The 24248-nt window shown below is 42.6% G+C and carries 11 protein-coding genes; 3 read left to right on the top strand and 8 right to left on the bottom strand.

From position 1 onward, the window contains the following. Nucleotides 1-9 precede the first annotated feature (9 nt). From SY85_RS24690 to SY85_RS24655, 7 genes are all read right to left on the bottom strand, one after another. Entirely contained in the window at nucleotides 10-7596 is a 7587-nt protein-coding gene (locus SY85_RS24690; RefSeq protein ID WP_066409026.1) for a T9SS type B sorting domain-containing protein, read from the bottom strand. Between the two features lie 197 nt (nucleotides 7597-7793). Further along, nucleotides 7794-9161, bottom strand: a complete 1368-nt coding sequence (locus SY85_RS24685) for a DUF4302 domain-containing protein (RefSeq protein WP_066409023.1) — start codon at nucleotides 9159-9161, stop codon at nucleotides 7794-7796. 36 nt (nucleotides 9162-9197) lie between these two features. Next, on the bottom strand, nucleotides 9198-10550 hold the full coding sequence (locus tag SY85_RS24680; RefSeq protein ID WP_082886689.1) for a zinc-binding metallopeptidase: 1353 nt from the start codon (nucleotides 10548-10550) through the stop codon (nucleotides 9198-9200). Nucleotides 10551-10604: 54 nt separating this feature from the next. Next, on the bottom strand, nucleotides 10605-12074 hold the full coding sequence (locus SY85_RS24675) for a RagB/SusD family nutrient uptake outer membrane protein (protein ID WP_066409003.1): 1470 nt from the start codon (nucleotides 12072-12074) through the stop codon (nucleotides 10605-10607). Between the two features lie 2 nt (nucleotides 12075-12076). Next, entirely contained in the window at nucleotides 12077-15733 is a 3657-nt protein-coding gene (locus SY85_RS24670; RefSeq protein ID WP_066409000.1) for a SusC/RagA family TonB-linked outer membrane protein, read from the bottom strand. Between the two features lie 60 nt (nucleotides 15734-15793). Beyond that, nucleotides 15794-16804, bottom strand: a complete 1011-nt coding sequence (locus SY85_RS24665; protein WP_066408998.1) for a FecR family protein — start codon at nucleotides 16802-16804, stop codon at nucleotides 15794-15796. Between the two features lie 463 nt (nucleotides 16805-17267). Next, nucleotides 17268-17858, bottom strand: a complete 591-nt coding sequence (locus SY85_RS24655) for an RNA polymerase sigma factor (protein WP_066408994.1) — start codon at nucleotides 17856-17858, stop codon at nucleotides 17268-17270. A 716-nt stretch (nucleotides 17859-18574) separates the two neighbouring features. Here SY85_RS24655 and SY85_RS24650 point away from each other — a divergent pair. The 3 genes from SY85_RS24650 to SY85_RS24640 all read left to right on the top strand — a co-directional run bounded on the left by SY85_RS24650 (nucleotide 18575) and on the right by SY85_RS24640 (nucleotide 21927). Next, entirely contained in the window at nucleotides 18575-19696 is a 1122-nt protein-coding gene (locus SY85_RS24650) for a sensor histidine kinase (RefSeq protein WP_066408993.1), read from the top strand. After that, nucleotides 19693-20436 (top strand): LytR/AlgR family response regulator transcription factor, encoded by a 744-nt coding sequence (locus tag SY85_RS24645; RefSeq protein ID WP_082886687.1) that lies wholly within the window; start codon nucleotides 19693-19695, stop codon nucleotides 20434-20436. The genes SY85_RS24650 and SY85_RS24645 overlap by 4 nt, the downstream gene beginning before the upstream one ends. 918 nt (nucleotides 20437-21354) lie before the next feature. Continuing rightward, complete coding sequence (locus SY85_RS24640; protein WP_066408991.1) at nucleotides 21355-21927, top strand: hypothetical protein; 573 nt, start codon at nucleotides 21355-21357, stop codon at nucleotides 21925-21927. 126 nt (nucleotides 21928-22053) lie between these two features. Here SY85_RS24640 and SY85_RS24635 read toward each other — a convergent pair whose 3' ends face one another. Beyond that, a complete protein-coding gene (locus SY85_RS24635) occupies nucleotides 22054-24123 on the bottom strand; it encodes a hypothetical protein (protein WP_066408988.1) in 2070 nt (689 codons plus the stop codon). Between the last annotated feature and the right edge of the window lie 125 nt (nucleotides 24124-24248).

The following is a 24248-nucleotide window of genomic DNA, read 5'->3' as shown; positions in this document are numbered from 1 at the left end:
AATTTATGCTTAACGTACCAGGTTTACAGAACCATGTTTTTCAACCACTTCACCATTGGCCAATACTACTTTACAAGTATATAGGTATACGCCCGATGGTTGCTTTTTACCATTAACCGTTCCATCCCATCCTTTTGAAACGCTGTTGGACTCGAATACTTTCTGGCCCCACTGGTTGAAAACCATCAACTGTACTTCTTTAGCACCGGTTACGTATACCTGTAATACATCGTTCAGGCCATCGGCATTTGGTGTAAAGCTGTTAGGTACATATACTTTGTCTGAAAGCGTGGTAGCAGATGCTACGTTTGACTTCACTGTGTTACAATCGCCTATGCTACGTACTTGTAATGAAACGGTTTGGAAGGAACGTAAGCCATTGATGGTATGCGATAAGCCTGTACTTCCTGAAGAAGGTGTTGTCCAGGTAGCGCCACCATCAGTAGACACCTCGTAACCATTGGCATTGGCCACAGCTTCCCAAGTAAAGCTTACAGTGTTGATTCCAACATTATTTACAGCTACTGTTGGTGCGGTAACATCAGGCTTGATAGCTACCACTGCCTTTGTACGGCCTACAGAAGAACAACCATTTAGTACAGCACCTACATAGAAGTATTTCTTGGCGGTATAGCTATTGGTGTACGATACTCCAGTAGCAGTAGCCGTACCACCAGTAGGCTGATCGTACCAGCTATATGTAGCATTAGTAGCCGGATTGCTAATAGCAAGTGTAGCATTGGTACCCGTACAGATGGCTAAGCTATCTTTTACAAAGCTTACCGTTGGTAAAGCATTTACCACTACATCTTTCTTCACGTTACCTACGCAACCATCCGTAGCAATAGCTTGTAAGGCTACATTAAAGGTTCCTGGCGCATTGAATTTTTTCGTAGCGTTTTGTGTAGCGGCAGTGGTATTATCACCAAAGCTCCAGCTCCAACGATCCAACGCTACACCATTACTGCCAGAACCAGTACCGGCAAAACCTGCAGTAGCGTCGATACAACCCGTATACGTTTTCGTATAGTCTACTGTTGGCGCATCAATCACTGTAATATCGATCTTGCCATCTACATTCTTATCACAAGAGTTGGCATCTTGAGCATAAGTAGCACTAACCGGGATCGTATAATTTCCAATGTTAGCAAAACTGATAGACTGGTCTAGTGTATATACATAGTATTCCTGGAAGTTGATCTCTACTTTATTAACAGGTACGGGATTCGATTCTGTTACATTGGTAGATGGTGTTACACCAGTTGCTTCACTCAATTTCCAAGTCAACGTTTTAGCTTTTACAGGCAGTAAAACAGTAGCCTTGAATGGTGTTTTGGCGCAGGTATAAGCATTTGATGGCGTGCTTACGTTTTGCACGTTTTTGATAGCCTGACCTTCAAACTTAATTCTAGGTATCTGCATACCAACATTATAAAAATAGAAACCATTTTGACCCGGAGCATGCACTGTTGCTGTAAAGGTGGTGTCACTTTCAACTGATGAAATTGCATCAGCATTGGCAAGACGCTTTGTTACAACAGAATAACCAGGCTTATTCGGATGCGCGTAAACAGAGTCAATTGTTGCACTTCCGTCAATCTTCAGTGAAGAAAGCCCTTGATCAGGAATGATCACTGTCAGATAAGCATAAGGAGTAACACTGCCAGTCACACCTACTGTACTCCTGTAGAAGGTGGTCTTCTTAATACCATGCCCTAATGGCGTCAGGTAGATCATGCTTTCGCTCATTCTTGGAGCAGCATACGTATCATTAAAACAAGAGAGATTATAAGGATTATACTGCGCCATCATCACAGGCTTATCTGCTTCAATATATTCTGCAACGTTACTGCTGAATTCATACCAGTTATTAATCTTATTCGTTAACACTACACCATTGCGTTTTACCACAGTGGCTGGATCTTTTACCATTACTCTATAAACATGATAAAAGCGCTCATTAACATAATTTATGGTAGAAAGTGGTGCCGTTAGATAATATTTACCCCAAGCCTGGTCTGAATAGTTTTGCTGGAATAGATATTTATCTGACCCTGGCTGATGATTATTTTCATCACAGGTAATGGTGGTATTTGAACTTCCCGAGAATACGCCTATAGGTAAGCATTTGCCCTCTGAGTTTGGAACTGCTAGTACAGTAGTACCCGACAGCTCATATCCTTCATACGATGTCGTATTAAATGGTCCGCCATGTTCTGCCTGCGTATACGATCTTTTGTATGCACCTATCAATTGGTAAACCTCTCCTCTGTTAAGCGTTACCCGGAATGGAACACCAGCTGAACGTCCACCCCTGGTAGGATTAGAAGGTGTGATTTCGATAACCGTATTATCATTATCAGCAACAATGTTAACCCACGATGCGCCCTGCTGTGGACCAGGATAACCTGAATGCTGTCTGTAACCAAGCGCCTGGTAAGCCGTTCCATATGCACCAGTTGGTAACAACATAGCACTACCCAAATTATAACCAAGGTTTGTTTGTAAAGACATATAGGCCGTAATAGGTTCTGTACTTTCAATGCTAACGCCTGTTTTAAACCAACCTTCATCGGTTATGCGGGCATCATTTGGACCTGTTTTTGGTATTTCATCCGTCAGTACAGTTGTATTAGCAGCAACCGTATAGGTTTTGCTGTAAGCCGTTCCATTAACCTTCACTGTAACCTGGGCTGGTTTATCAGAAGCCAGGTAGATTTTCAGTTTTTGAGCGTTGCTATTTAAGAAATCGGCATACAATGCATATGGCAACCAGAAACGGGTTCCTTTATTAGAACTATCCGCAGTAGTTACATATACAGGTTGGGCTGGAGCCAATCCATCTGTCATACCGGTAAACTTCCCGATATATGTCTGTACGGTATCACTAATAATATTGTTAAATGAATCTATTGTACTGGTAGCATTAGCTGCCCATGTGCCAGCAGCATTTGTTTTACCCAGCTTAATAAACGACTTAATAGGTAAGTTGTTTAGCCAAGAGTTATAGAAGTATTGCTTTGTATCATATTTGTAGGTTCCGCTGCCAGTAACTTCTGCATCTACATAATAGTACAGCGATTTTTCTGTAGCAGCCATTCCTGCTGGCAATACACCTGAATAGCGTTTCAACTTAACATTGGTTGGTACCGTAGATCCTGGTGCCCAGGTAATACGGGCCACAGTATCGGTAGCCAATGAAAAGATTTGTGTAACTCCCGGTGCCGGTGTAGCAGGCGTTGCGGTTAAGTATGGAGGCGCTACTGCTGGAGCAGGGAATTCATACGCACCTAAATCGGGTACGCCATCGGTTAAGTTAACGGCTCTTGGATTACCATTATAATCCGTGGTATTACCGCTAATCTGAATACCACGCCCATGCATAATCCAGGAGTTAGGATCAGCGGTATTCGGTTGTAAATCATTATTACTAATAAATGCAGGATCTGCTACAATTGAATTGATCTCTATTCCAGACGAATCACGCCACGCAGCCCATGCAGTATATTTTTTTCCAAAAGGCACAGAGGTAGGAAGTGTATTCACTAAAACAGGCCCAGCTGCATAAATCAGGTTATAATCACTTTTTACAAAACCCACCGTATACAGGTGAGACATTGCCGGACCGCCACCGCGGTTAGCGATAACATTGTTATAGATCCTTTGAATACCGCCATACAATGAAGATGCTTGCTTACCAGACTGCATGTCTATTTCCAAGGCCACATTGTATACATTGGTAGCTCCAGTTGCTGGCGAGGTATTCAGCAGTGAATTGTTATAAATATTTACATTAAAGGCATTAGCTGAACGAAAGGCAGCACAATAAGCACTATTACTTGTACCTGGAACTGCTGCTGAAACGGAAATGACGTTATTGACAATATCCGTATTATAAATATTGTCAGTAGCCATACCAATTTGTCTAACGGAGGATCCAGTCAAACCGGAGTTAGCTATGATTTTATTATTCATCACCTTAGCCCGGTTAGATGCCGTTGCCTCATTTAACGTCATATAGATACCATATAAGTTACCTGCATTATTGCTGACGGTAACCTGGTTACCTATTATCTGTAATGCACTATCGCAATTATTGGTGTAAATACCATATATGGCTTGGTTGAACGAGGTGGTTGAAAACGACGTATTTAATGTTATTACATTCTTATTGATCCTGATATTGCTGGTGTTCAATGCAAAAATTGGCTGATGATAGGTACCCGTAAACGTATTTTCCTCTATTACGTTATTATTGGTAAATACAGCTGCAGAAGGACCAGCCAGGTAAATTCCTTTGGCACCATTGGTAATGGTATTTCCTTTGAACACAAGGCTACCTCCTTGTAAATTTGTACCACCGTAGATAGCAGCCATTTTCGTTGTGGTATCATTAGTGGCAGGCACAGGTGCTTTGATCAGACAGTTAACGATACTATCACTATATACAGTTCCTGCAACCTCTATTACACGTCCATATAAGGCATTGGTAGAAGTAACAGTCAGCTTCTTGAAATTAATGTGACGCGCACTATCCAACAGTACCACATAGTTAGAGCCGGGGCCAGAGGGAGAGAACTTCAATTCGGCTGTAGCAACGTTATCATCAAAGCTTTTAAACGTTACTGTATTCACAGCAGATGTACCATTAATAGCAGGGATACGGATCTGCTCAGTATATAAACCAGCGGTATTACCCGGTTTTACATTAAAGACCACAGGGCCTGCAATACCACAGGTAATAGCGTCTACCGCCTCTTTAAATGAATTAAAATTCTTTGTACCAGATGGATCTGTAGGCTGTGAATTATCAATGGTATAATTACCTGCCGGGAAGGCTGCACCTGAAACAATTTGAATCACATCGCTATACCTTGGCGATCCGCCATTACAGCTTACTGCAGCACGATAATAAAGGGTGGATGCGCCCATAGTAAAGGTAAATACAGGGTCGCCCAGGTTACCACTGATTGCGGTCCAGGGTCCACTGCCAGAAGGTGCTGATTCCCATTTGAAAGTAAGACCAGAGCCTGCATCATAATTTTTCAGGTTTAGTGTAACCGATTTATTAGGGCAAGTGGTTTGGCCTACATTGGAAAATGCATTACCAGGAGCAAAATTGGTTAAACAACCTGCCAGTGAATATTCATACGCACCAATATCAGGTGTACTGCTACTACGGACTGTTAGCAATATATCATTTGCAATGCCTACCGGTGCTCCTTTATCATTTAATATATTGGAAAGAGGCTTGAAATTACCAGCTGCAGCATCTGTGTAAAGCGGGTTTACACTCAACGAATGAACATCAATTTTAGCAGCAGCACTCCAAGTTGCAAGCGTATTATACGTAGTACCGTTATAAAAACCGATTGCGTATGTTGGATTTGAACCCATGTAATAGTTGTTATAATCCAAGCTATCACCGGTAATAGTGGTTTCTGCCATGTAGGCTCCATATTTAGAGCCTGTACCACCGCGCAAGATGCTTACCTGGTTGTTTTTAAAATACACTTCGGGTGAAGCAGATGTATGATAAAAGCCACAGGTCAATTTCTGTGAATAACTAGTAGGATTATCTAGTGAAATGGTATTGTGATAAAAGGAAACATTACTTGAACCATTGTTATAAACACCAAATAAATTTCCTTGTCCATTTATATCATAAATAAGATTGTTCGCAACAATATTATTTTGACCAGCAAGGCCACCGGCAAGCCTGAAACCTACGCCCTGAAATTCGTTGAGAACATCTGGAGTTGCCGCAAAGAAGTTGTGGATGCTATTTCTTGTAATCAATAAGTTGGCATTAAACGTAACACCCAAAACACCTTGAATAGCAGGTATATTAAACGCATCTGCATTATTCAGAACGTCGGGTCTTGTGATATCGTTATTATCAATTACTGTATTTGTGGAGCCCCCAACTATGATACCCGCACGGCCAAAATTTTTGATGGTATTATTAATGATCTTGTTATTCATAATACCGGAAGTCAGACTTCCTTGAATGGTGATACCAACTGATCCACCTTCAATGGTATTATGATCAAACACGTTGTTGTCACACAAAGTGTTAAAAGAAGAATTGTTAAAAGAATTATCCGCGGAGCTAATAACGATACCAGCATAGTTCTCTGTACCGCCCCCTGTATTGAGATAATACATAAAGCTAGTAGGAACAAGCGTACGGATCGTACAGTTTTTAAACGTATTGTTATCGGCATTGTTCAATAGATGAACGCCCCATCCATATTCTCCGGTAGTCGTTGACGTAGCTACAATAATCAGGTTATCAAATGTTACATAATCAACATCATTTAACTTAATAACGCCACGATTGGTACTGTTAGGCTTGGTGGAAATAATAGCACCATTACCATTAAAGGTGATCGTATTGGTAGCACTTGTACCAGGAATCCATGTCATATTTAATTGCTCGTTATACACGATCCCTGTATTTTCTACATCGAAAACAATTGGCCCACCTATTCCGCATTTAAGATAATTATATGCCTCATTGAAAGACATGAACTTCCCAGCGGGAATATCATTTGCAGTCAATCTATTATCAATCTTATAAGGACCAGATGGCAAAGGCATCACCAATGGAACAGAATTTACTTGTACACCAGGTGTAGCTTTTGGAGTAGGGTCAGAAGCGCATTTTACCAGCACTCTGTAATAGCTGGTTGTAGCCTGTGTTGCTGTATAATTAAAACCATTGGCTCCAAAAATATTGGTCCATGTGGCATTGTCTGCAGACGTTTGCCACTGTAAGGTCATTCCACTGGTTAAAGTTCCCATCCAGCTTAATGTAAATGTCTGCGGATTACAAACAGCAGATGCAGGCGCGCCTGATACAGTTCCGGCACTAAAGCTACCGTCGCAGGTTCCGGCTGGATCCCAGTCAAAAATAATGTTGGGACGTGTAGTCTGGGTACCAACGTTAGTAGCACTGGTAGTAGTACAAATAGTACTTGTATTTAAATCATTACCTCTAAACGTGTGAGAACCATTAAAGGACAACCCTGTAGTCCAGGTTACTGCCGGATTAGCTGAAGCAGTATTAACGGAAGGAGAAACAGAAGCCGGATCACCGTTACAAATTTCAATCAAAATATTACTTGTTCCATCCCAATCAAATGGTGTTGGAAAGGTTATGGTGTTTATTCCATTAACAGGCTGATAATTCTGTGGAGCGGTTGCCGCAGGAGTTCCAGTAAAGGCATCCCAACTTGAACTTGAAGTGGTTAAACTTGTAGACGCAGTGGTACCAACTTTAAATACCACATTTTCCATTACACCTGTAAAACCCACGTTCACCACCGTAAACCTGATTGCACGGATTTTACCGGCCTTCATACCCATGTTTTGTAATTCTGTGGCCTTATACAGGAATTGCATTCGACTAGCTTCCTGTACATCCTGAAAAGGACAAGGATAACCGGAACTGCTGTTACCGGCTGCATTAGCAGCAGTACCAGTTCCAATAGCAATATCCATTTGGGCCTGAAGTCGCGTCAGCGAGAGTAGCAATGTAGCAATCACTAACAGTGTGCATTTACATAAGCCGGGAACAGTGAATTTTCTCATACAGCTTTTGTTTTCCGTGTTTTAGGGTTTGTTTCTGCTATTAAACGTTTCGTTTTTCTACAAAAAGTGGATTACGGCATTGCTTTACGCAATGCCGTTTTGGTTTTCCATGTTTTATATCTTCACTCTTCACAGAAGCGTATGGTTATAAGCTTCCTTTATTAATCATTTTAATTTTCCTGATTTACTTACTACTTCTATTGTAAATAACCCGAGAAATAAAAATTGGGGTTTTCCTTACTGGTAAACTGACCATAGAAGCCCGATGTGGTTGTAATAGCACTCAGCTTATAGCTATCATTGGTCAGGTAGTTTAACAAGGGAGCCATATCAGACTTAATGGCATTTGCATTCGCATCGTCACTCACCCAGGTAAACCGGATCGCATCACCACTAATAGTATAGTTATATATGGTTTTTGCCAGGAACCGGGTGCCAGCCATTGATACATACGTGTTCAGTACCATCCGGTTTGAAACAACATCAAAACTGAAATACATATCTCCCAGGTCCAGGCCGTACATTCCGTTAGGTCCATAATGCGGGATCGCTAGTTTGTTCTTTGCTGTTGCATAAGCAGAAGCAAACACCGTAGACTGTCCATATAACGGTGTTGTAGGTACGATAACAGCCGTAAAGGGCTTACCTAGTTGGTTGGTAAACGTATAGACCACTACAGGGCTGGAATTGCTCGACAAAACCACTTTGTTACCACCTGATACAATAAAGAGGTTCTTATTTTGTTGATCCCATAGGATTTCCTGGAAGGTGTAACCACCAATAGTTACAGGATCCTTTAACCACAGACCTCTTGTGGTAAAGGCAAATCCAGGCTTCAGGGTAACAAGCTCATCCTTTTCGTTTTTGTAGATCAGGCTCAGCAGCTTATAACTAACGTCAAAGGACAACGCTGCTTTATTGTTATTCGGCAGCGGTAGCCCCAGGAACTGGTTTTTGGCTACATAGCTCATCATCGCATCAATGTTCTTTTTTAATGCGCCTTTATTCAATGCGGAGTCAATTTCACCGGCCGAAACTTTTACTAACAGGGCATCACTGAAATTCTGATTGCCTTCCAATACCAGGGTATCGCCCGTTGGCTTCGCTTCTGTAAAGGAAAAGGTGAAATCACTTCCCCACCCTGCTCCATTTGAACCAGTAGGTGATTGGGAAACAGCAGCACTGGGATCAGCAGCCACATGCAGGTAACTATAGGTATCAAAGAATAACGATGGTCTTTGCAAGGCTTTCAAACGGTAGCCACTTTCATTTGGAGTGGTGGCCATTTCTACGGCAAAATCCGATACCATTTTTACCCGGTTGTCCTGGGTAAACTGTACGTAATAAGAAAACCCGCCCATTTCAATACCCGATGATTTCAGGCCTTGTGGATAAACAAACAGTCTCCATCCTGGTGCTTTTACCAATACATCCTGGTAACTGCTTAATGACTCATTAAGACGTTCATCAATAGGCTTCTCAAACAGGTAATCGGTTTCGTTCTTTTTGCAAGCAGTAATCGCCAATGCAGCACTAGCTATATATAGTAATGTAAGTTTTTTCATATTTCGTTTTTACCAAATAATCACATGTAGGTTTCCTTATCGAGCTGCCAGGCCGATAAAGTATTTATTGGAATTTTGCTTTGGTGTAAAGAGCACCTTTGGATAAAGTGAATTATTAGGTGAGAATGCCTGGTACCAACTCAACTTAAATTGCTCGTTCTTAAAGAAGTCAAGCATTTCTTTCAGATAGGGTATCAGAAATTCACCGTCTTGCTGATTCGCTTTGAGAAAATTAAATTTGTAAAAACCATCAGCTCCTTTTGAATAATTAAAGTCATAGCTGGCAACCACAAATTGTTCTTTGTCGGCAGGGCTGTATACCCACACATCCAGCTCCATTACACTAGCAGAACGAATAATAGCATCTACCCTGGTTTGAATAAGTGAACTCTTGGTAAGTGTATCAATTCGATAGGCAGCAGAGTCAAACGCTGCACTAAAATCAAGCCCAGATTTAGGAAGGCGTGGATGCTCCGGTACATAAGCAGCCCCTTTAAAAACCTTGTCAAAGCCATACGTTAATTCAAATGTATCAGGCGATAGCAAATTCAAAGCCTTTTGTGTTCTAGCTTGTAAGCTATAGAAATCAATCTTCCAGGTATTTTTGAAGTAATCCACTACAACCGCTTCTTTTCTACGTAATGCGGCTTGTGCTGTCGGATTCTGATCTGTAACCAATTCATCCCAACGGTTCTTTCCTTCAATCAGCATCGTAGAAAGTGTTTCTACAAAATCATCATCGGGGCCAGAGCGCGCATAATTGGTAGCAAAGCCACGGCTTCGTGCTTCCGCCATCGACATATTAAACCAGGTACCTGTATAGTCAGGTGTTATTCGTTTAAATGTCTCTGGATACATTACGGTCTGGTGCAGAATGTGACCAAACTCGTGCTCAATAGTATGCAGCATCTGGCGCAGGGCATCTATATCGGTAACAGAGAAGTTGTTGATCACATACATGGCGATCTTTTTACCTCCTTCCGCTTGTCCTAACAGCATGTTACCATTAGATAAGTATTCCGCACTACCCACCATGATAAACTGTTTGGGAGCATACTTGCGGATAAAGGCATCGCTACCGGTTTCCGCGTTATACGGATCGATCCAGATGCGCTTCATGGCTTCCAAAGCAGGGATAATACGTTTTTCCTCTGGTGGTACCAGGTTGGCACCCAGGTTTACTTCCCAGGGATCCCAACGGTATTTCACATTAATATTATAAGGTTTGGTCAAACTGTCTTCCATCCATTTATCAATGGGTCCGCTTGCCCATGTGTCACCCCCCAAACCTGGCGAAGGGGTATACTTCACCTCTTCATTCTTTTTAGAACAGGATGCCAGGGCCAACATCAAGCTGCAGAAAGTGAATAGTCTAACTATATTTTTCATCAAATGACTTTTATAATTTGTTTGTTCTTCTATTACAATCGATTTCAATACTTCTTAGCGTGGATTTAACGCAATACCTGAAAGTGTTGCTGTCGTTGGTATTTGGATGGCACGGCGGTTGTCATCCGGTCCGATAGTGATCACCTTACCTTCTTTTTTCAAAGCGTGCTTAATGGTCATCTTTAAACGGATGTTATCAAACCAACGCATACCCTCATGCATAAAGGTGGCACGCTTGAATTCCAATGCCGTTTTAATAATGGCATCTGCCGTACTAAGCGTAGGATAATAATTCTTGATTCGTTGAACCGTCAGGTTATGCTTATTCGCATCGTAGTTTTCAATATTCTTGCTTACCCAGGCATTCAGGTCTTTTACGGCATCCTCATAATTACCCAAATTGCAATTGGCTTCAACTTTATTGAATAACACCTCTTCTACGGTAAATAAAGGAATCGTGTTGTAGGGGTCACCATAATTGGCCGTTGCACTTGCATAAACAAAATGCTCACGGAATTTGGGGATATTATACGTTTGCGGAGAGGTGCCATAGATATTTCTACCAATGGCAAAACGTCCACCCGTTGGGTTTTGAGGCGTATACATTAATGTGCTTACAATGGTCTCACCCATGCCAAAGCGGTTGGTAGGATACGAGCGTCCCCAAACCGACATTGCCTCTTGCAACATGATGTTGGCATTCTCGCTGGCGCTGGAATAAATGGCCTGCAATTCAGCGTACTGCAAACTGCTATAGCTGCCATTCCAAGGTCTCAGGCTAGGTGCAAAGTCACCACTCACCGCTGCCTTACAATGTGCCAGTACTTTATCATATTCTTTTTTGAACAGGTAGAATCTGGCGGCAAAAGCATGTACAGCTGCCGTATTAAAGTGGAACTTTGGCGCGTTGGCATACATGCCATCATTGATCAAAGGCATACCTTCAGTCAGGTCCTTCTCGATCATTTCATACACATACTTCACGGTCTTGCGCTCGTACTGTCCATTCACCACATTCTCAGGAGCCGTTACATAAGGAATACCAGGATTGTTTCCTGCATTGGCATCATATACTTTAGAAAACAGGTTCACCAGCATAAAGTGCGCATAGGCTCTTGCTACCAATGCCTCCCCTTTTTGGGCTTTCAGGTTTGCTTTATCAGCCGATTTTTCAATCACCTGCAAGGCCTGGTTGGCTTGAGAAATGGCTTTGTAAGCAGCCGTCCAATATGACTCCGGCGTATCGTAATCAATCGTCTCTACATCCTGGAAGTTGTAAGACTGTGAGTTCAACTGAGAAGAGAAAGGAGCATCTTTATCTTCAGCATTATCTGACATAGCCTCACAAAACGCGATATAACTCGCTTTTGGATAGGCATTCGCCACTAATTGAGAAACCTGTTGAGGAGTAGTTACCGTAGTACGGTTATCCGGTTCTGTCTCCAGGAATTTACTACAGCTGGATAAAGCCAGCATACCAGATAAGCCTATACAAATTCCTATTTTATTAATTCTGCTACCCATTATTAAATGCCCACTTTTAATGAAAGAACAAATTGTTTATTGATTGGCATGGCCACACCACCCGTATTGAAGAACTCAGGATCCTGGCCTTTCAGCTTTGGATCAGCATAGATCAACCACATGTTGTTTCCTTGCAAGCTGATAGAGGCTGCATTCAAACGAGCTGCCTTTAACAAAGAAGCGGGCAGTTTATACGCAAGCGATATGGTTTTCAGACGTACAAAAGAACCGTCTACTACACGTATATCAGAATAGTTATAGTTGTTGTACGTATAAGCACCACCCAAACCATAGTTAGTATATAAATCAGCCGTTGAAGGAATGTTCGTGATCTTTTCATCACCAGGTAATGTCCAGCGATTAATAAATTCACCAGGTACCGCATCCAGGTCAGAGTAACCGCTTCTGTATGTTGGCTGCATGCGGATCTTATTGCCTGCCTGGTACGTCATCAGGAAGTTGAATGACAGGTCTTTATAATTAAACGTATTAGTGAAACCACCTGTAATGGTTGGATCCGCAGAACCTTCATATTTCAGGTATTGGGTGTTTTCACTCTGAAAATCTACAGCATAACTAGAGTTACCATTTTGATTAATATAGCTTCCCAAACCATATTTATCCAAACCGGTAAATACAAGAGAGTACAAGCCTCTAACGGGATAGCCTACCTGCGCACCACCTTCTGAACGGATCAGATCAAATATCAGGGGCTTGTTTTCAGAGTTCGTGATCTTATTCGTATTGTATCCGAAGGTCAGGTTCGTATTCCAGCTCCAGTTTTTACCAGTTACAGGCTTCCCTCCTACACTCACTTCAATACCATGAGAGCTTAGATCAGCGTAGTTGGCTTGCTTGTACAACTCACCACCAATACCGCCAGTCTTCACAAAGCTGATCAGATCGAAGCTGTTCCTTTTATACGCATCTACGGTTACGTTCATGCGTCCTTTTAATAAACCCAGGTCCATACCCACGTTAGCTTCGTATTTCTTTTCCCATGTCAGATCGGAGTTTTCTAAGCTGGCAATATTGATCGCTACCTGTCCATCGGCACTGTTGGCTCTTTTTGTCAACTCGGTCAACAATACTGCCGTAGAGTTCATAGCGTTACCATAAGAGGCATTCAAACCATAGCTACCACGAAGGGCTAAATAACTAATGGCGTCTACATTCTCCATGAACTTCTCTTTATCTACGTTCCAGCGACCGGCAACGGTCCACGTAGGCAGCCAACGCGCGGAAGGAGAATTACCTAAGCGGTTAGAGCCATCGTCACGCATAGTAGCAGAGATGTTATATTTATTATCGTAGGTATAACTAGCATTACCAAAGAAGCCTACAAAGCGATCACGCTCATTGCTCATGCCATAGTACTGGAAGTTGTTCTCCAGCATTTGCTTAACAATACGATAATCAACGAAAGGAATACCACCATTGTCATACTGGTAACCAAAACCCGTGTTATTGGTATTTTGACGGTCCGTGTATTTAACCTCCTGGCCTACCAACGCTACTACCTGGTGACGGTTGTTGAAGGTTCTATTAAAGGTCAGGTTGTTGCGGAACGTATAGTTGATCAACTGGTTTTCCTGGAGATTATAGAAACCACCGTAAGGCAATACCACTACAGGCTCTGCTGATGGATCGTTAGGATCTGTATACAAATAACGGTTACGCTGTTTAATGGTAGATGTGCTGGCAGCACGGTAAGCCTCGGCCTGGTTAGAGTGCTCCGTGATCTCATGCTCGTTGGCTGTTTTTACAAAACGCAACGCACCATTGAAATCATAGCTTAAATATTTATTGAACTTATACGTAGCCTGGCCTTGAAGTTTCAAGTCAAGTACGTTCAGTTTAATGCGGTTGTTCTCCAGTTCAGACAGGATGTTGAATGGCGCAAAGTTTCTGCGGAAGTAAGCCAGGCTGCCATCTTCCTCATAGGCAGGAAGCAGGCGGCTGGTATTCAGCGCATAGCTGAATGGGTTAATATCAAAATTGCGGCTGAAAGTACCTTCTACCGGGTTGTTGGCGCGGCCGATAGTACCGGGCGCCTGTTGCTGTCTGATGGAACCAGTCATGGTAAAGCCCGCAGATAACTTATTGGACAGCGTATAGTTATTACGCAGGTTAGCTGTAAAGCGTTTTACTTTATCAGCAATAGACCATCCATTATCATTATAAAAACTAGAAGAGAAATAGGATTGTGCTTTATCCGTACCCGCAGAAATGCTTAAAGAATGTTCCTGGGCAACGGAGTTACGGAACAATACATCAAACCAGTTGGTGTTTAAGCTTCCGTATTTAGCCAGGAACGCAGATCTGCCTGCAGCTGTGTTATATACAGAACCATCTTCAATTTTTTCGGCCAGCTTTCCATAAATACCAGAGTTAGCGGCAACAGCCATATCAGTAATGCTGATTTGACCTTTCCGCTCCATCTCTGCATACAAGGCCAGTTGGTCGGCCGAGTTGATGATATCATAGTTATTATAAGAAGGCTTCAGCTGCATGGTATAGTTACCTGTGTAATTCACAACAGGCTTACCCGCTTTACCTTTCTTGGTAGTGATTACAATAACACCGTTCATGGCACGAGCACCATATAGGGCGGTAGCAGAAGCATCTTTCAGGATATCGAATGTCTCAATATCGTTAGGGTTTAAACCCGCTACGGAAGAACCTAACATGGTGTTAGGATCACCAGAAGATAACTGGTCATTAGAGATGTTAATGATATCTTCTAATACCACACCATCTACTACCCACAGTGGTTTGTTTTCACCTGTGATAGAGGTAGCACCGCGTACACGCACTTTGGGAGCTGAACCGAAGGTACCAGATACGTTTTGGATAGATACACCGGCAGCACGGCCTTCCAGCATGCGGCTTACATCGGTTACACCATCCATCTTCACGTCTTCAATTTTCAAACGCGTAGAGGCACCAGTAAATTTCTTTTTATCAATGCTCTGGAAACCGGTTACTACCACCTCTTGTAAGCTGGCAGCTTCTGGTTTCATCTGAACACGGAAAGCGGTGCTCTTAAAGCTTTCTGCTTTTACTTCTTGTGATTTATAACCCGTCATGCTGATCACCAATACGGCATCAGCATTTACACCTTTCAATTCAAACTCACCTTTGGCATTTGTAACCACCCCACGTTGCGTACCTTTTACAACGACAGATACGCCCGCTAAAGGCGCATCATTGTCGGAGATCACAATTCCTTTGATATCTGTTGGAGGAAGTCCATGCAGTGGGTTAGACTGCTCAAGGGCTACCTTGCCAGGCTTTTCAGTGCCGGCACGGATTACAATATGATCATCTACTACCACATACTGAAGCGCATAAGGCAGTAATAATTTTTTCAATAACTCTCCTACTTTCTGATCGTGTGCCTGAACGCTCACTTTATTATTCAAAGCAGGATTGCTAACATAAACGAACGAAATCTTAGTTTGTGCACTGATCTTATCTAACGCATCTTTTAGTAATACATCCTTAAACTCAATAGAAATGGTCTTTTCAAGTACATCTTGTAGTTTTCCATCGGTTGCAGATGCTGCGGTAGCTCCAAAAATCGAAACGATAAGTATGGATAACTTAATGATCGATTTGAACTTTCTTACATAAGCACGGTTTCCCATTTGTCGCATACAGTAATCTTAATGTATAGGTTTAGTTTTTTGGTTTAGCGTATTGGTTGTTTTGACTGTTTAGCGGCAGTGGCCACCTACAATCGTATAGCTATTTTTAGTATCCTTTTTAATAGTAGCATTGAGCGATGTGGCAATCAGGCCCAATGATTTTTCCAATTGATCGCCGGCAAACAAATCACCATAGAACATGCACTCTTTTGTATCACCTTCAATCGTAATGGTTGTATTATAATAACGCTGGAGATCTTCTACTACTTTATCCAACCCTACGCCTCTATAATTGAACTTTCCGATTCTGCGGTGCTGGTAAAACTGCGCTTCTGTCGCTACCTCTTTCTTTACCAGCTCACCGGTTGTATTGTTATACACCACGCTTTGGTTAGGTGTTAGTATAATGGTCTGTTTGTCTTCATCGGTCTGCACTTTTACTTTTCCGGTCACCACTACTACTTTCGACAGTTTGGTATCGTAGGCTTCTACATTAAAAGAAGTACCCAGTACGGTTGTTTTTAAATGCTTTGTTTGAATAACAAATGGATGCTTCGCATCTTTTGCTACTTCAAAGAAGGCCTCACCTTTTAAGCTTACCTTCCTGGTCTCGCCTGTAAACGTTGCTGGGTAATCGAGTGATGTACCCGGCTCCAGGCTTACAAAAGAGCCATCTGGCAATTCAATGGTTTTACGTTCCGTAGCAGCAGTTGTAACATGCTGAACCGGTATACTTTGTGAGCCACTGTAAAAAACAGTCATATACAGATAGCCCCATCCTAATAAAAGAACTATACAAGCCGCCGCCGCATATTTCACCCAGTGCAATTGAATGGACTGCATCAAGGAAGGCTTTGGCATATCTATACGCTGATGGATGCTTTTTAAGGCTGATTCCGACAATCGTATGTCTCGTACGTTTTTGTAAGAAGCAACATCCTCATTGAACGCTTCCCTCGCTACATTTTCAAACGCTCCCAGCTCACCTCTTTCCAAATAACTTAACATCCATTCCTCGTCATCAATTGTCCACCGTTCCTTTTCTAATAAATATTTGAGATATTCCTGTCTACGATTCACCAAGAATGTTTATTTATACTAAATACAATGGAGATGAAAAAAAGGGGGGATAGGCTTTTGAATTTTTATTTTTTCCGCTTAAATATTGGAATTTGAGATTTAGGATTTGGGATTTGAAATTGGGAGTTCCTTTCAACTATTACGATTAATAAACAGCAATTAGAGGGGCTGGAAAGATGGCTGGCCTTTCTAAGGATTGATATTCCATATCCATAAGAAGCTTCTGTACTTGATGACACCTATTGAGATATGGGATATCTGGCCGCTGCTGCTCTAAATCACAAATTCCAAATCCCTTCTTTATTCTTCCTTGTACCTTGATCATTGAGCGTTGAGCATTGAACATTCCCTCCCTTCTTCCTTCCTTGTTCCTTGTTCATTATTCCCTTCCTTATCAACCTCTCCTCTTTTTTAACCTGTCAACCCTTTCCTCCAAATCCTTCCCATCCTAACAATCCTAGTTCTAATTATAATTATTCACCACCAACAACAAGAACGGCACTGCCACATGACTCGCATTCTTTCTCACATAATCATTTAGCGAGGCCATGGCCGCTGATAAGTATTCTTTTACCGTATGACGTGATATTTTTAATTCAGCTGCTGCTTCTTCGTAGGTTTTACCTTCCAGCTTACAGAGATTGATGATCTTTCTTTTTTGTGGAGAAAGCTGCTCTATGCCTTTTTGCAGCAAATAATATTGTTCTTCATTTAAGATAGCGGTACTATCCTGCCCTATCTGTTGAAAATGGTTACAGAACAACTCTTTATGGATAACCTGTTCTCGTAGTTTTTTGCGTGTATAATTAACGGAAAGATTAAAGCTGATAACAAATAACCAGCCGGCAACGGACTGCTCGGGATCCAGCTGCATTCTTTTTTCCCAAAGCCGTATAAAAGCTTCCTGCAAAAGATCTTCAGACGTAGACTCGTCTTTTGTGATCTTTAGAATATTACGATACACGGCCAGGTGATACTTCTTAAATAAAGTATCAAAAGCACCTATATCATCCTTATGAAGTAGTTCAACCAAACTAGGATCCGGCCTGCTCATTAGCTTTAATTTCATGTGGTACTTCCCAAAGACATCCGGCCTGTGTAAGAGCCATTTTTCGAACTCAATACAGCCTTTTAGAAAAGTCTACCCTCAATCTGAACCCAGGATCCTACGCACACCAAGGGCATGTCACTCATTTAAATACAATGAGCGATTAGAAAGGGGGGGATCGTTATTAAATTATTTTTAACTTTTTTTTGAAGTGTCGCCCGGCTAGCTACCGGAACACCGCTTGTTGCCTGCTATCGATCAGCGGCACATCTCTACCCAGGTAATGGGTGTAGCCGTTTAGGTGGGTTAAATCATGTTTCACAAACATTTTCTCTAAGCTTTAGGTGTTAACTGCCGCCCGGTCTCCTACTTCGCCATTTTACTCTAATTGCCGACAGTCCTTTGTTTTAGGTACTAGCTACAGGTTTTGAGTTACAGATAAGTAAATAACAGAGCGTTACTGGGTTTCTTTAAAGTGGACTTTCTGCTGGTTTCAAAAAATCTACGCCTTTAAATTATTGGTAAGCTCCACTGTTTAAGAAACAATCACACGTATGCAGAAGACTAGTTGACCAGTTACTAATTTTAAAGGACGAAAACTGATCCTTGCTTTTATTGAGCTTGTCCGCTGAAAAACCTATTTGGTCAAGTAATAGGAGAATAAAACAATGATATTTAAGAATTTGAAAGACAATTAATACCTCACTAAAGCTTATCTAGACGTGACAGACCTACAAAAACCCAATACGTTATCACAGGTAATTTTTGCTAAAAGACCTGTACTCACCTTTTTTACACATTGGGGAACCTGGCAGCTCCTGCATTTGATCGTGTTTTTGCCCACGCTGGTCAACTCAAAAATTTTTACCCAGTTTTTCCTCTTCAACCATATCATACTCGTTTTTATCAATTTTCTATTATTCTATATAGTGGCCTTTTACATTATGCCACGAATGGGGTTACAGAAAAAAAAATGGGCGTGGGTGGTAATTGCATCCTTGCTGCTAGCCATTCTTTTTACCTACTTCAAGTTTCGCTTGCAGTGGTATCATACAGATTATTTATTGCAGCACAATCCCGGTTATCAGCGCATGTTCAAAAATAAGATACCAGCCGAACCACAGGGGTTTTTCAGCTACTTATTCAGAACCTATTTCCAAACGAATATTCTTACCAATGTCTCTATCGTAATTGTTGCTTTTGCCTATCGCCTTTCGGTGAACTGGTACCAACAGGAAAAGATCCGGAAGGAGCTGGAGAACCAACGACTACGTGCCGAGCTCTCTTATTTAAAAATGCAGGTCAATCCACATTTCCTATTCAATGCCTTGAACAATATTTACTCGCTGGCCGTGATAGAAAATAGCAAGCGCACCGGCGATAGTATTATGAAGCTCTCCGACCTGATGCGGTATGTACTGTACGAAAAAGAAGATGAAGAACATAAAGTAAGACTGGATAATGAAATACGCCATATCAATAGCTATATAGACCTGGAAAGGCTGCGCCACGAGGGAGAATTATATGTCAATTTTTCTATTGAAGGCGAGCCAAGTACCTGCCGCATAGCTCCCCTTTTGCTGTTTCCGCTCATTGAAAATGCTTTTAAGCACGGTATAAGAGGTGTGGCGGAAAAACCTATAAACATTGAGCTGAAGATCACCGGTAAACACCTGGAGTTTTATATACAGAACTACAAGAACGAATATATGAAAGATAAAGTAGGAGGCATTGGCATTCAAAACGTTCGCAAGCGCCTGAACCTGCTTTATCCCAATCAATACACCCTGGATGTAAAGGAAACCGACGACCAGTTTTTTGTGAAATTACAACTACCTTTATGAGTGAACCAACACATGAATCCATGTTGAAATGCATGGTGATAGACGATGAGCCACTAGCGATTCAATTGCTGCAAAACCACATCAGCAAGGTCTCCTTTTTGGAACTGGCCTATACCTTCAATAACCCTTTAGACGCACTGCTGAGTATCAACACCAACCCTGTTGATCTTATCTTCTTAGATATCCAAATGCCACAGATCACTGGCATACAGTTTTTAAAACTGCTGCAAAACCGTGCACAGGTAATCATAACATCGGCCTACCAGGAATATGCCATTGATGGCTTTGAACATAATGTAGTAGACTACCTGCTAAAACCCATTTCCTTTGAACGCTTTTACCGGGCGGTAGAAAAAGCCTACAATCTTAAAAACCCAAACGCACAACAAGAAAAACCGCAGAAGTTTTATTCCGAAACCGGCGGATACATCTTTGTGAAAGTAGAGACCAAAATGATCCGTGTAGAACTGGATGATATTCTGTACATAGAAGGCTTGAAGAACTATGTATCGATCTTCACCAAAAATCAGCGCATCATCACGCTACAGGTTATGAAACAGCTGGAAGAGATACTGCCGCCTAACCGTTTTGTACGCCTACACAAATCCTTCATTGTAGCCATTGATAAGATCAATGCCATAGAACGGCAGGAAGTGCACGTTAAAGACCGCGTAATACCTATTGGTATTACTTATCAGGAACACTTCTCTAAGCTCCTGGATAGCCGTAAAACGAAGTGATAGAGGTAGCGGCCCGGCACACCTCAGCCCCTAAAGGGGAGCAGCCACGCTGCAAGGAACCACGGCGACACAGCGAGCACAAAGGGGCACAGAGAACAGTAAAGAATAAATAGATCTATAAAATAGCAAAGCACTCCGTTTGTGGAGTGCTTTTTCGTTTATAGCAATAGTGCTTTTGGAAACTCTTACACGTTTGGCGTCATTCCCTCCCCCCTTACAACCTGCCTGCCAGCCATAATGACTCTGGCGTTTGTCATCCAGAGCGATAGCGAAGGATCGCAGAGACTGGCATCTAAGATAGGTTTGAAATAGGTAAAGCCTCTTGCTGTCATGCTGAACTTGTTTCAGCATCTGCGGTTGCCTAAAAGGAAGAATAAGTACCTTTCAACCTCTTCGCTTTGAGAGCATTTTTCAGCTCTGATTATTACGATTTTATTTTAGGGTTGATGGATGTATATAGGGGAAGAATAATGAACAAGGAAGGATGAATATAGAAGGGAGGAAATGTTCAATGTTCAACTTTCAATACTCAATGTACAATGAAGAGAGGAGGAGTATAGGAGGATGGTGGGAGCCGTAGTGAATGTGGAAGGCAGGTAGAGGGCTTTATCTGTGCAGTTGGTACGGACTTACCTACAGAAGAGGTACAGGAGAGGTACAGACTAGGTACAGGAGAGGTACAGGAGAGGTACAGGCTAGGCACACCCCCAGCCCCTAAAGGGGAGCACCCGCGCACAAGAAGACTCCCGCAGCTGGCGCCGATTGACCACGGAGGGATTAATGATATTAGCAGTGGCCTACATGTGTATAACTAAAGAGAGTAAAAGGTTTTGAAAGGGGCCTTTAGTTGGGTAGATTTGCTAAAATATTTAGCATACAGTAATAATTAATAATTTATCATTAATAATCACCCAACCTATGGCAAAACAAGTAGGCCCCGTCTTCATTACCGGCACCATCGATGGCATCATCTTTTATAAGTTAGGAGATACATATTACCTGCGTAGCAAAGGCGATTATAAAAGCGCTAAGAAGATGCGAAAAGATCCTAACCTCCAGCGCACGATGGCCAATGCCAACCGGTTTGGCGTGGCCGCCAGGATGGTGAAGCGCGTGTACTACCGCCAGCTGCCAGGGACTGTGCGCAAACCCGGGTTGTTTGCCAGGCTAACCGGCATGGTCAATAAGTGGTTGTACCAGGGCAAGACCAAGGAAGAAGCACAGGAACTGCTGATGGCGCATTGCCAGAAATTAGTGCAGAAAACCACCAGCAAGGCTACTCCTACAGCAACACCTGTAGCGGCAGTACCCCCAACCACAAAGCCGGTGCAACAGCCGACAGCACCTGCCAATCAAAAACCAAAGCTGGCGCGCTACTTATCCAACTGGAAAGTCAAACGCAACGGGCGCTTACACATACCCTATGCAGCCACCCCATTACCATCCGTCCGGCCTGCCATTCCAGGCCATGTTCGACAGCTTAAAGAGTAGACACCAAATACAAGTTTCCTCTAACATACAAACAGGCTACTTACAGCTTGAGGTATCTCTCTGTGGACTGCAGTCCGTAGACGGTGTGCGCCTCCTGCGTGTAGCTTACAGCTTGCAGCGTTTCCCTCACCTTCTCCTTCCTCCCCCACCGCCACCACGATAACCACCGCCCATGTTGCCACCGCGGTTCATGTTGTTGTATCCGGCATTGCGCGATTGGCCGCGATCCCTGTTCTGCATTTGCCGATCCAGATCTCGCGTATTGGCATTATTGGCGGGTTGCCAGCCGTTCGCATTGCGCTGCGACCAGTTATTATCCCCACCCCTCTGATATACATTTCCTTGCCGGTCCGCCACCACATTATTCCGGTTGGCGGGTTGCTGAGAAGCACGGTTGCCCTGTGAACGCCTCAGCTGATCATTGGTGGACACACCATTACGATCACGGTAAATATTGTTTGAATTGCCCCTGTTGATATTGTTATCACGGTTATTGATAACCGTATTTCTATTGTAGTGACTCACATGGTGGCCATTGTACCCCCCTCCTGGATAGTAGGGCGGACGATACATGGGCGGCCCCCAATAACCTCCATAGCCGCCATATATACCCATACTGAAAAAGCCCATACTGAAACCAAAGCCCATACTCCAACCACACCAGGGATTGTAATGCATACTAAAACCAAACGTGTAAGGGTGCGGATAATAATAAGGCCCATACCAGGGATAATAATAATAACCAGTGCCATATACTACCGTTGGCCCATATACATAAGCCCCCATATACCCGGGCGTATATCCAACATATACATACTCCGGAGTGGAGTCATATACATACACATACTTGGTGTTGTAGGCCGAGCTGCTGGGTGGAATATCTTCTACCCCTTTGGGTCGTTCATCAGACACCTGCCAGGGCCCTTTGGGTGACGCAGACCTGTACCAGACGCCGTTATCAACGCAGTAATACCCGTTGTCTGCTTTAAAAACCTTACTGCTAGTATTCATAGCCAGCTCAAGGTTAGTACCTTCAATTTTTTCAAACTTTGGTTCCCCATCATAGTTAACGGTAACTGTTGCTGTTTTCCGGTCCACTTTAGCTGTTTGTGGAATCTGCGCATCTAAAGTGGCTTCTTTGGCCGCATTGGTACCAGCCACACTGGCCAGCACACCATCAACCGGTGATCCTTCCGGGATCTTTTTAAAGTCTTCCGGCAATTGATCGGAAGGCACGTACGTCCAGGGACCTTTTAACGAAGCAGCCTTGTACCAACGCCCCGACAGCAAAACAAAATAGGTATTGGAATTGAGTTCCATAAATACATTGTTATCGCTGTTGAACATATATAACAGTTGCGTGCCACTGATACTTTTGAAATTGGCCTGTCCTTCCGACTGGATGAGCTCGGAAGGCTTTGTAGCTACAATTAATTCGGGTGGCTTTTCTTTTTTAGCAGAGGAGTTGCCCTGGTTGTTCTTCTTTTCCAATTCTTTGATCTGCTTATCAATTTTGCGAATGTCTTTGGGTAGCTTTTTTGCCGGTGCCCAACCAGTGGTGATTGACGGTGACACATACCAATGGGCACCACCATAGAGATAGTATTTTTTTTGTTTAGGATGCTGAAGGATCAGGAAAGCGGTATTAATAACCCGTTTCATTTTAAGCTTTTCATCATCCTTCAGCCGGGGCTCGCCATCAATTAAAACCAGGGTAGATGGTTTATCGGTATAGATGATTTCCGGCGGATCGTTTTTTAAGTTATCGGAAGAACCTTTTTGCTCTTCTTCTATAGAAGAAAGAATTTCATCCAACGTAGTCTGCAAATTCAGCTTGGGCACTTCTGTTTCAAGGAAGGTTTTTAGAATATTGGTTTTGGCGGTATCATCGACACCAGAAACCTTGATATTGTCAATCTTCAAACTTTGCAAGACCGCTGTGCGGGTATCGCGGTTGGTTTCCATAGTGGCCGTAAACCAGAGTGCTCCAAATACCGGGTCATCGGAAGGCTTTTTGCGTGCCGAAAAAGCCGTTCTTCCTTTCACAATATTACCATCCAGACTTTCCGGTTGAGGCTGATAAAGTGTGATTTGGCCACCTCCTTGGGCTTCAATGGTACGCGGCCAATTTTGTTGCGCCTGTGTTGCAGATACAATCAATATCGAGCAAATGATAAGTGCAGGTTTTAATAACATATAATACCGTTTTCAATTAAGCAGGCCGGTAGGGAAATTTCAGGTTTCAGATTCCAAAGTCCAAATTCCAGACTTAAAACCCTACTACCTATTTGAAATTAGTAGTAGATATTACCTTTTTGGTT

This window comes from Flavisolibacter tropicus, from assembly GCF_001644645.1.
In the GTDB taxonomy this organism is placed as follows: Bacteria; Bacteroidota; Bacteroidia; order Chitinophagales; family Chitinophagaceae; genus Flavisolibacter; species Flavisolibacter tropicus.
Note: the sequence above shows the minus strand (reverse complement) of the source record. Positions and strands in the feature narration are given on the sequence as shown.

What these genes read in the sequence shown, in the direction of transcription:
- SY85_RS24690 (WP_066409026.1), bottom strand. Translation starts at nt 7,596, where the DNA reads ATGAGAAAATTCACTGTTCCCGGCTTATGTAAATGCACACTGTTAGTG.
- SY85_RS24685 (WP_066409023.1), bottom strand. Translation starts at nt 9,161, where the DNA reads ATGAAAAAACTTACATTACTATATATAGCTAGTGCTGCATTGGCGATT.
- SY85_RS24680 (WP_082886689.1), bottom strand. Translation starts at nt 10,550, where the DNA reads ATGAAAAATATAGTTAGACTATTCACTTTCTGCAGCTTGATGTTGGCC.
- SY85_RS24675 (WP_066409003.1), bottom strand. Translation starts at nt 12,074, where the DNA reads ATGGGTAGCAGAATTAATAAAATAGGAATTTGTATAGGCTTATCTGGT.
- SY85_RS24670 (WP_066409000.1), bottom strand. Translation starts at nt 15,733, where the DNA reads ATGCGACAAATGGGAAACCGTGCTTATGTAAGAAAGTTCAAATCGATC.
- SY85_RS24655 (WP_066408994.1), bottom strand. Translation starts at nt 17,858, where the DNA reads ATGAGCAGGCCGGATCCTAGTTTGGTTGAACTACTTCATAAGGATGAT.
- SY85_RS24645 (WP_082886687.1), top strand. Translation starts at nt 19,693, where the DNA reads ATGAGTGAACCAACACATGAATCCATGTTGAAATGCATGGTGATAGAC.
- SY85_RS24640 (WP_066408991.1), top strand. Translation starts at nt 21,355, where the DNA reads ATGGCAAAACAAGTAGGCCCCGTCTTCATTACCGGCACCATCGATGGC.
- SY85_RS24635 (WP_066408988.1), bottom strand. Translation starts at nt 24,123, where the DNA reads ATGTTATTAAAACCTGCACTTATCATTTGCTCGATATTGATTGTATCT.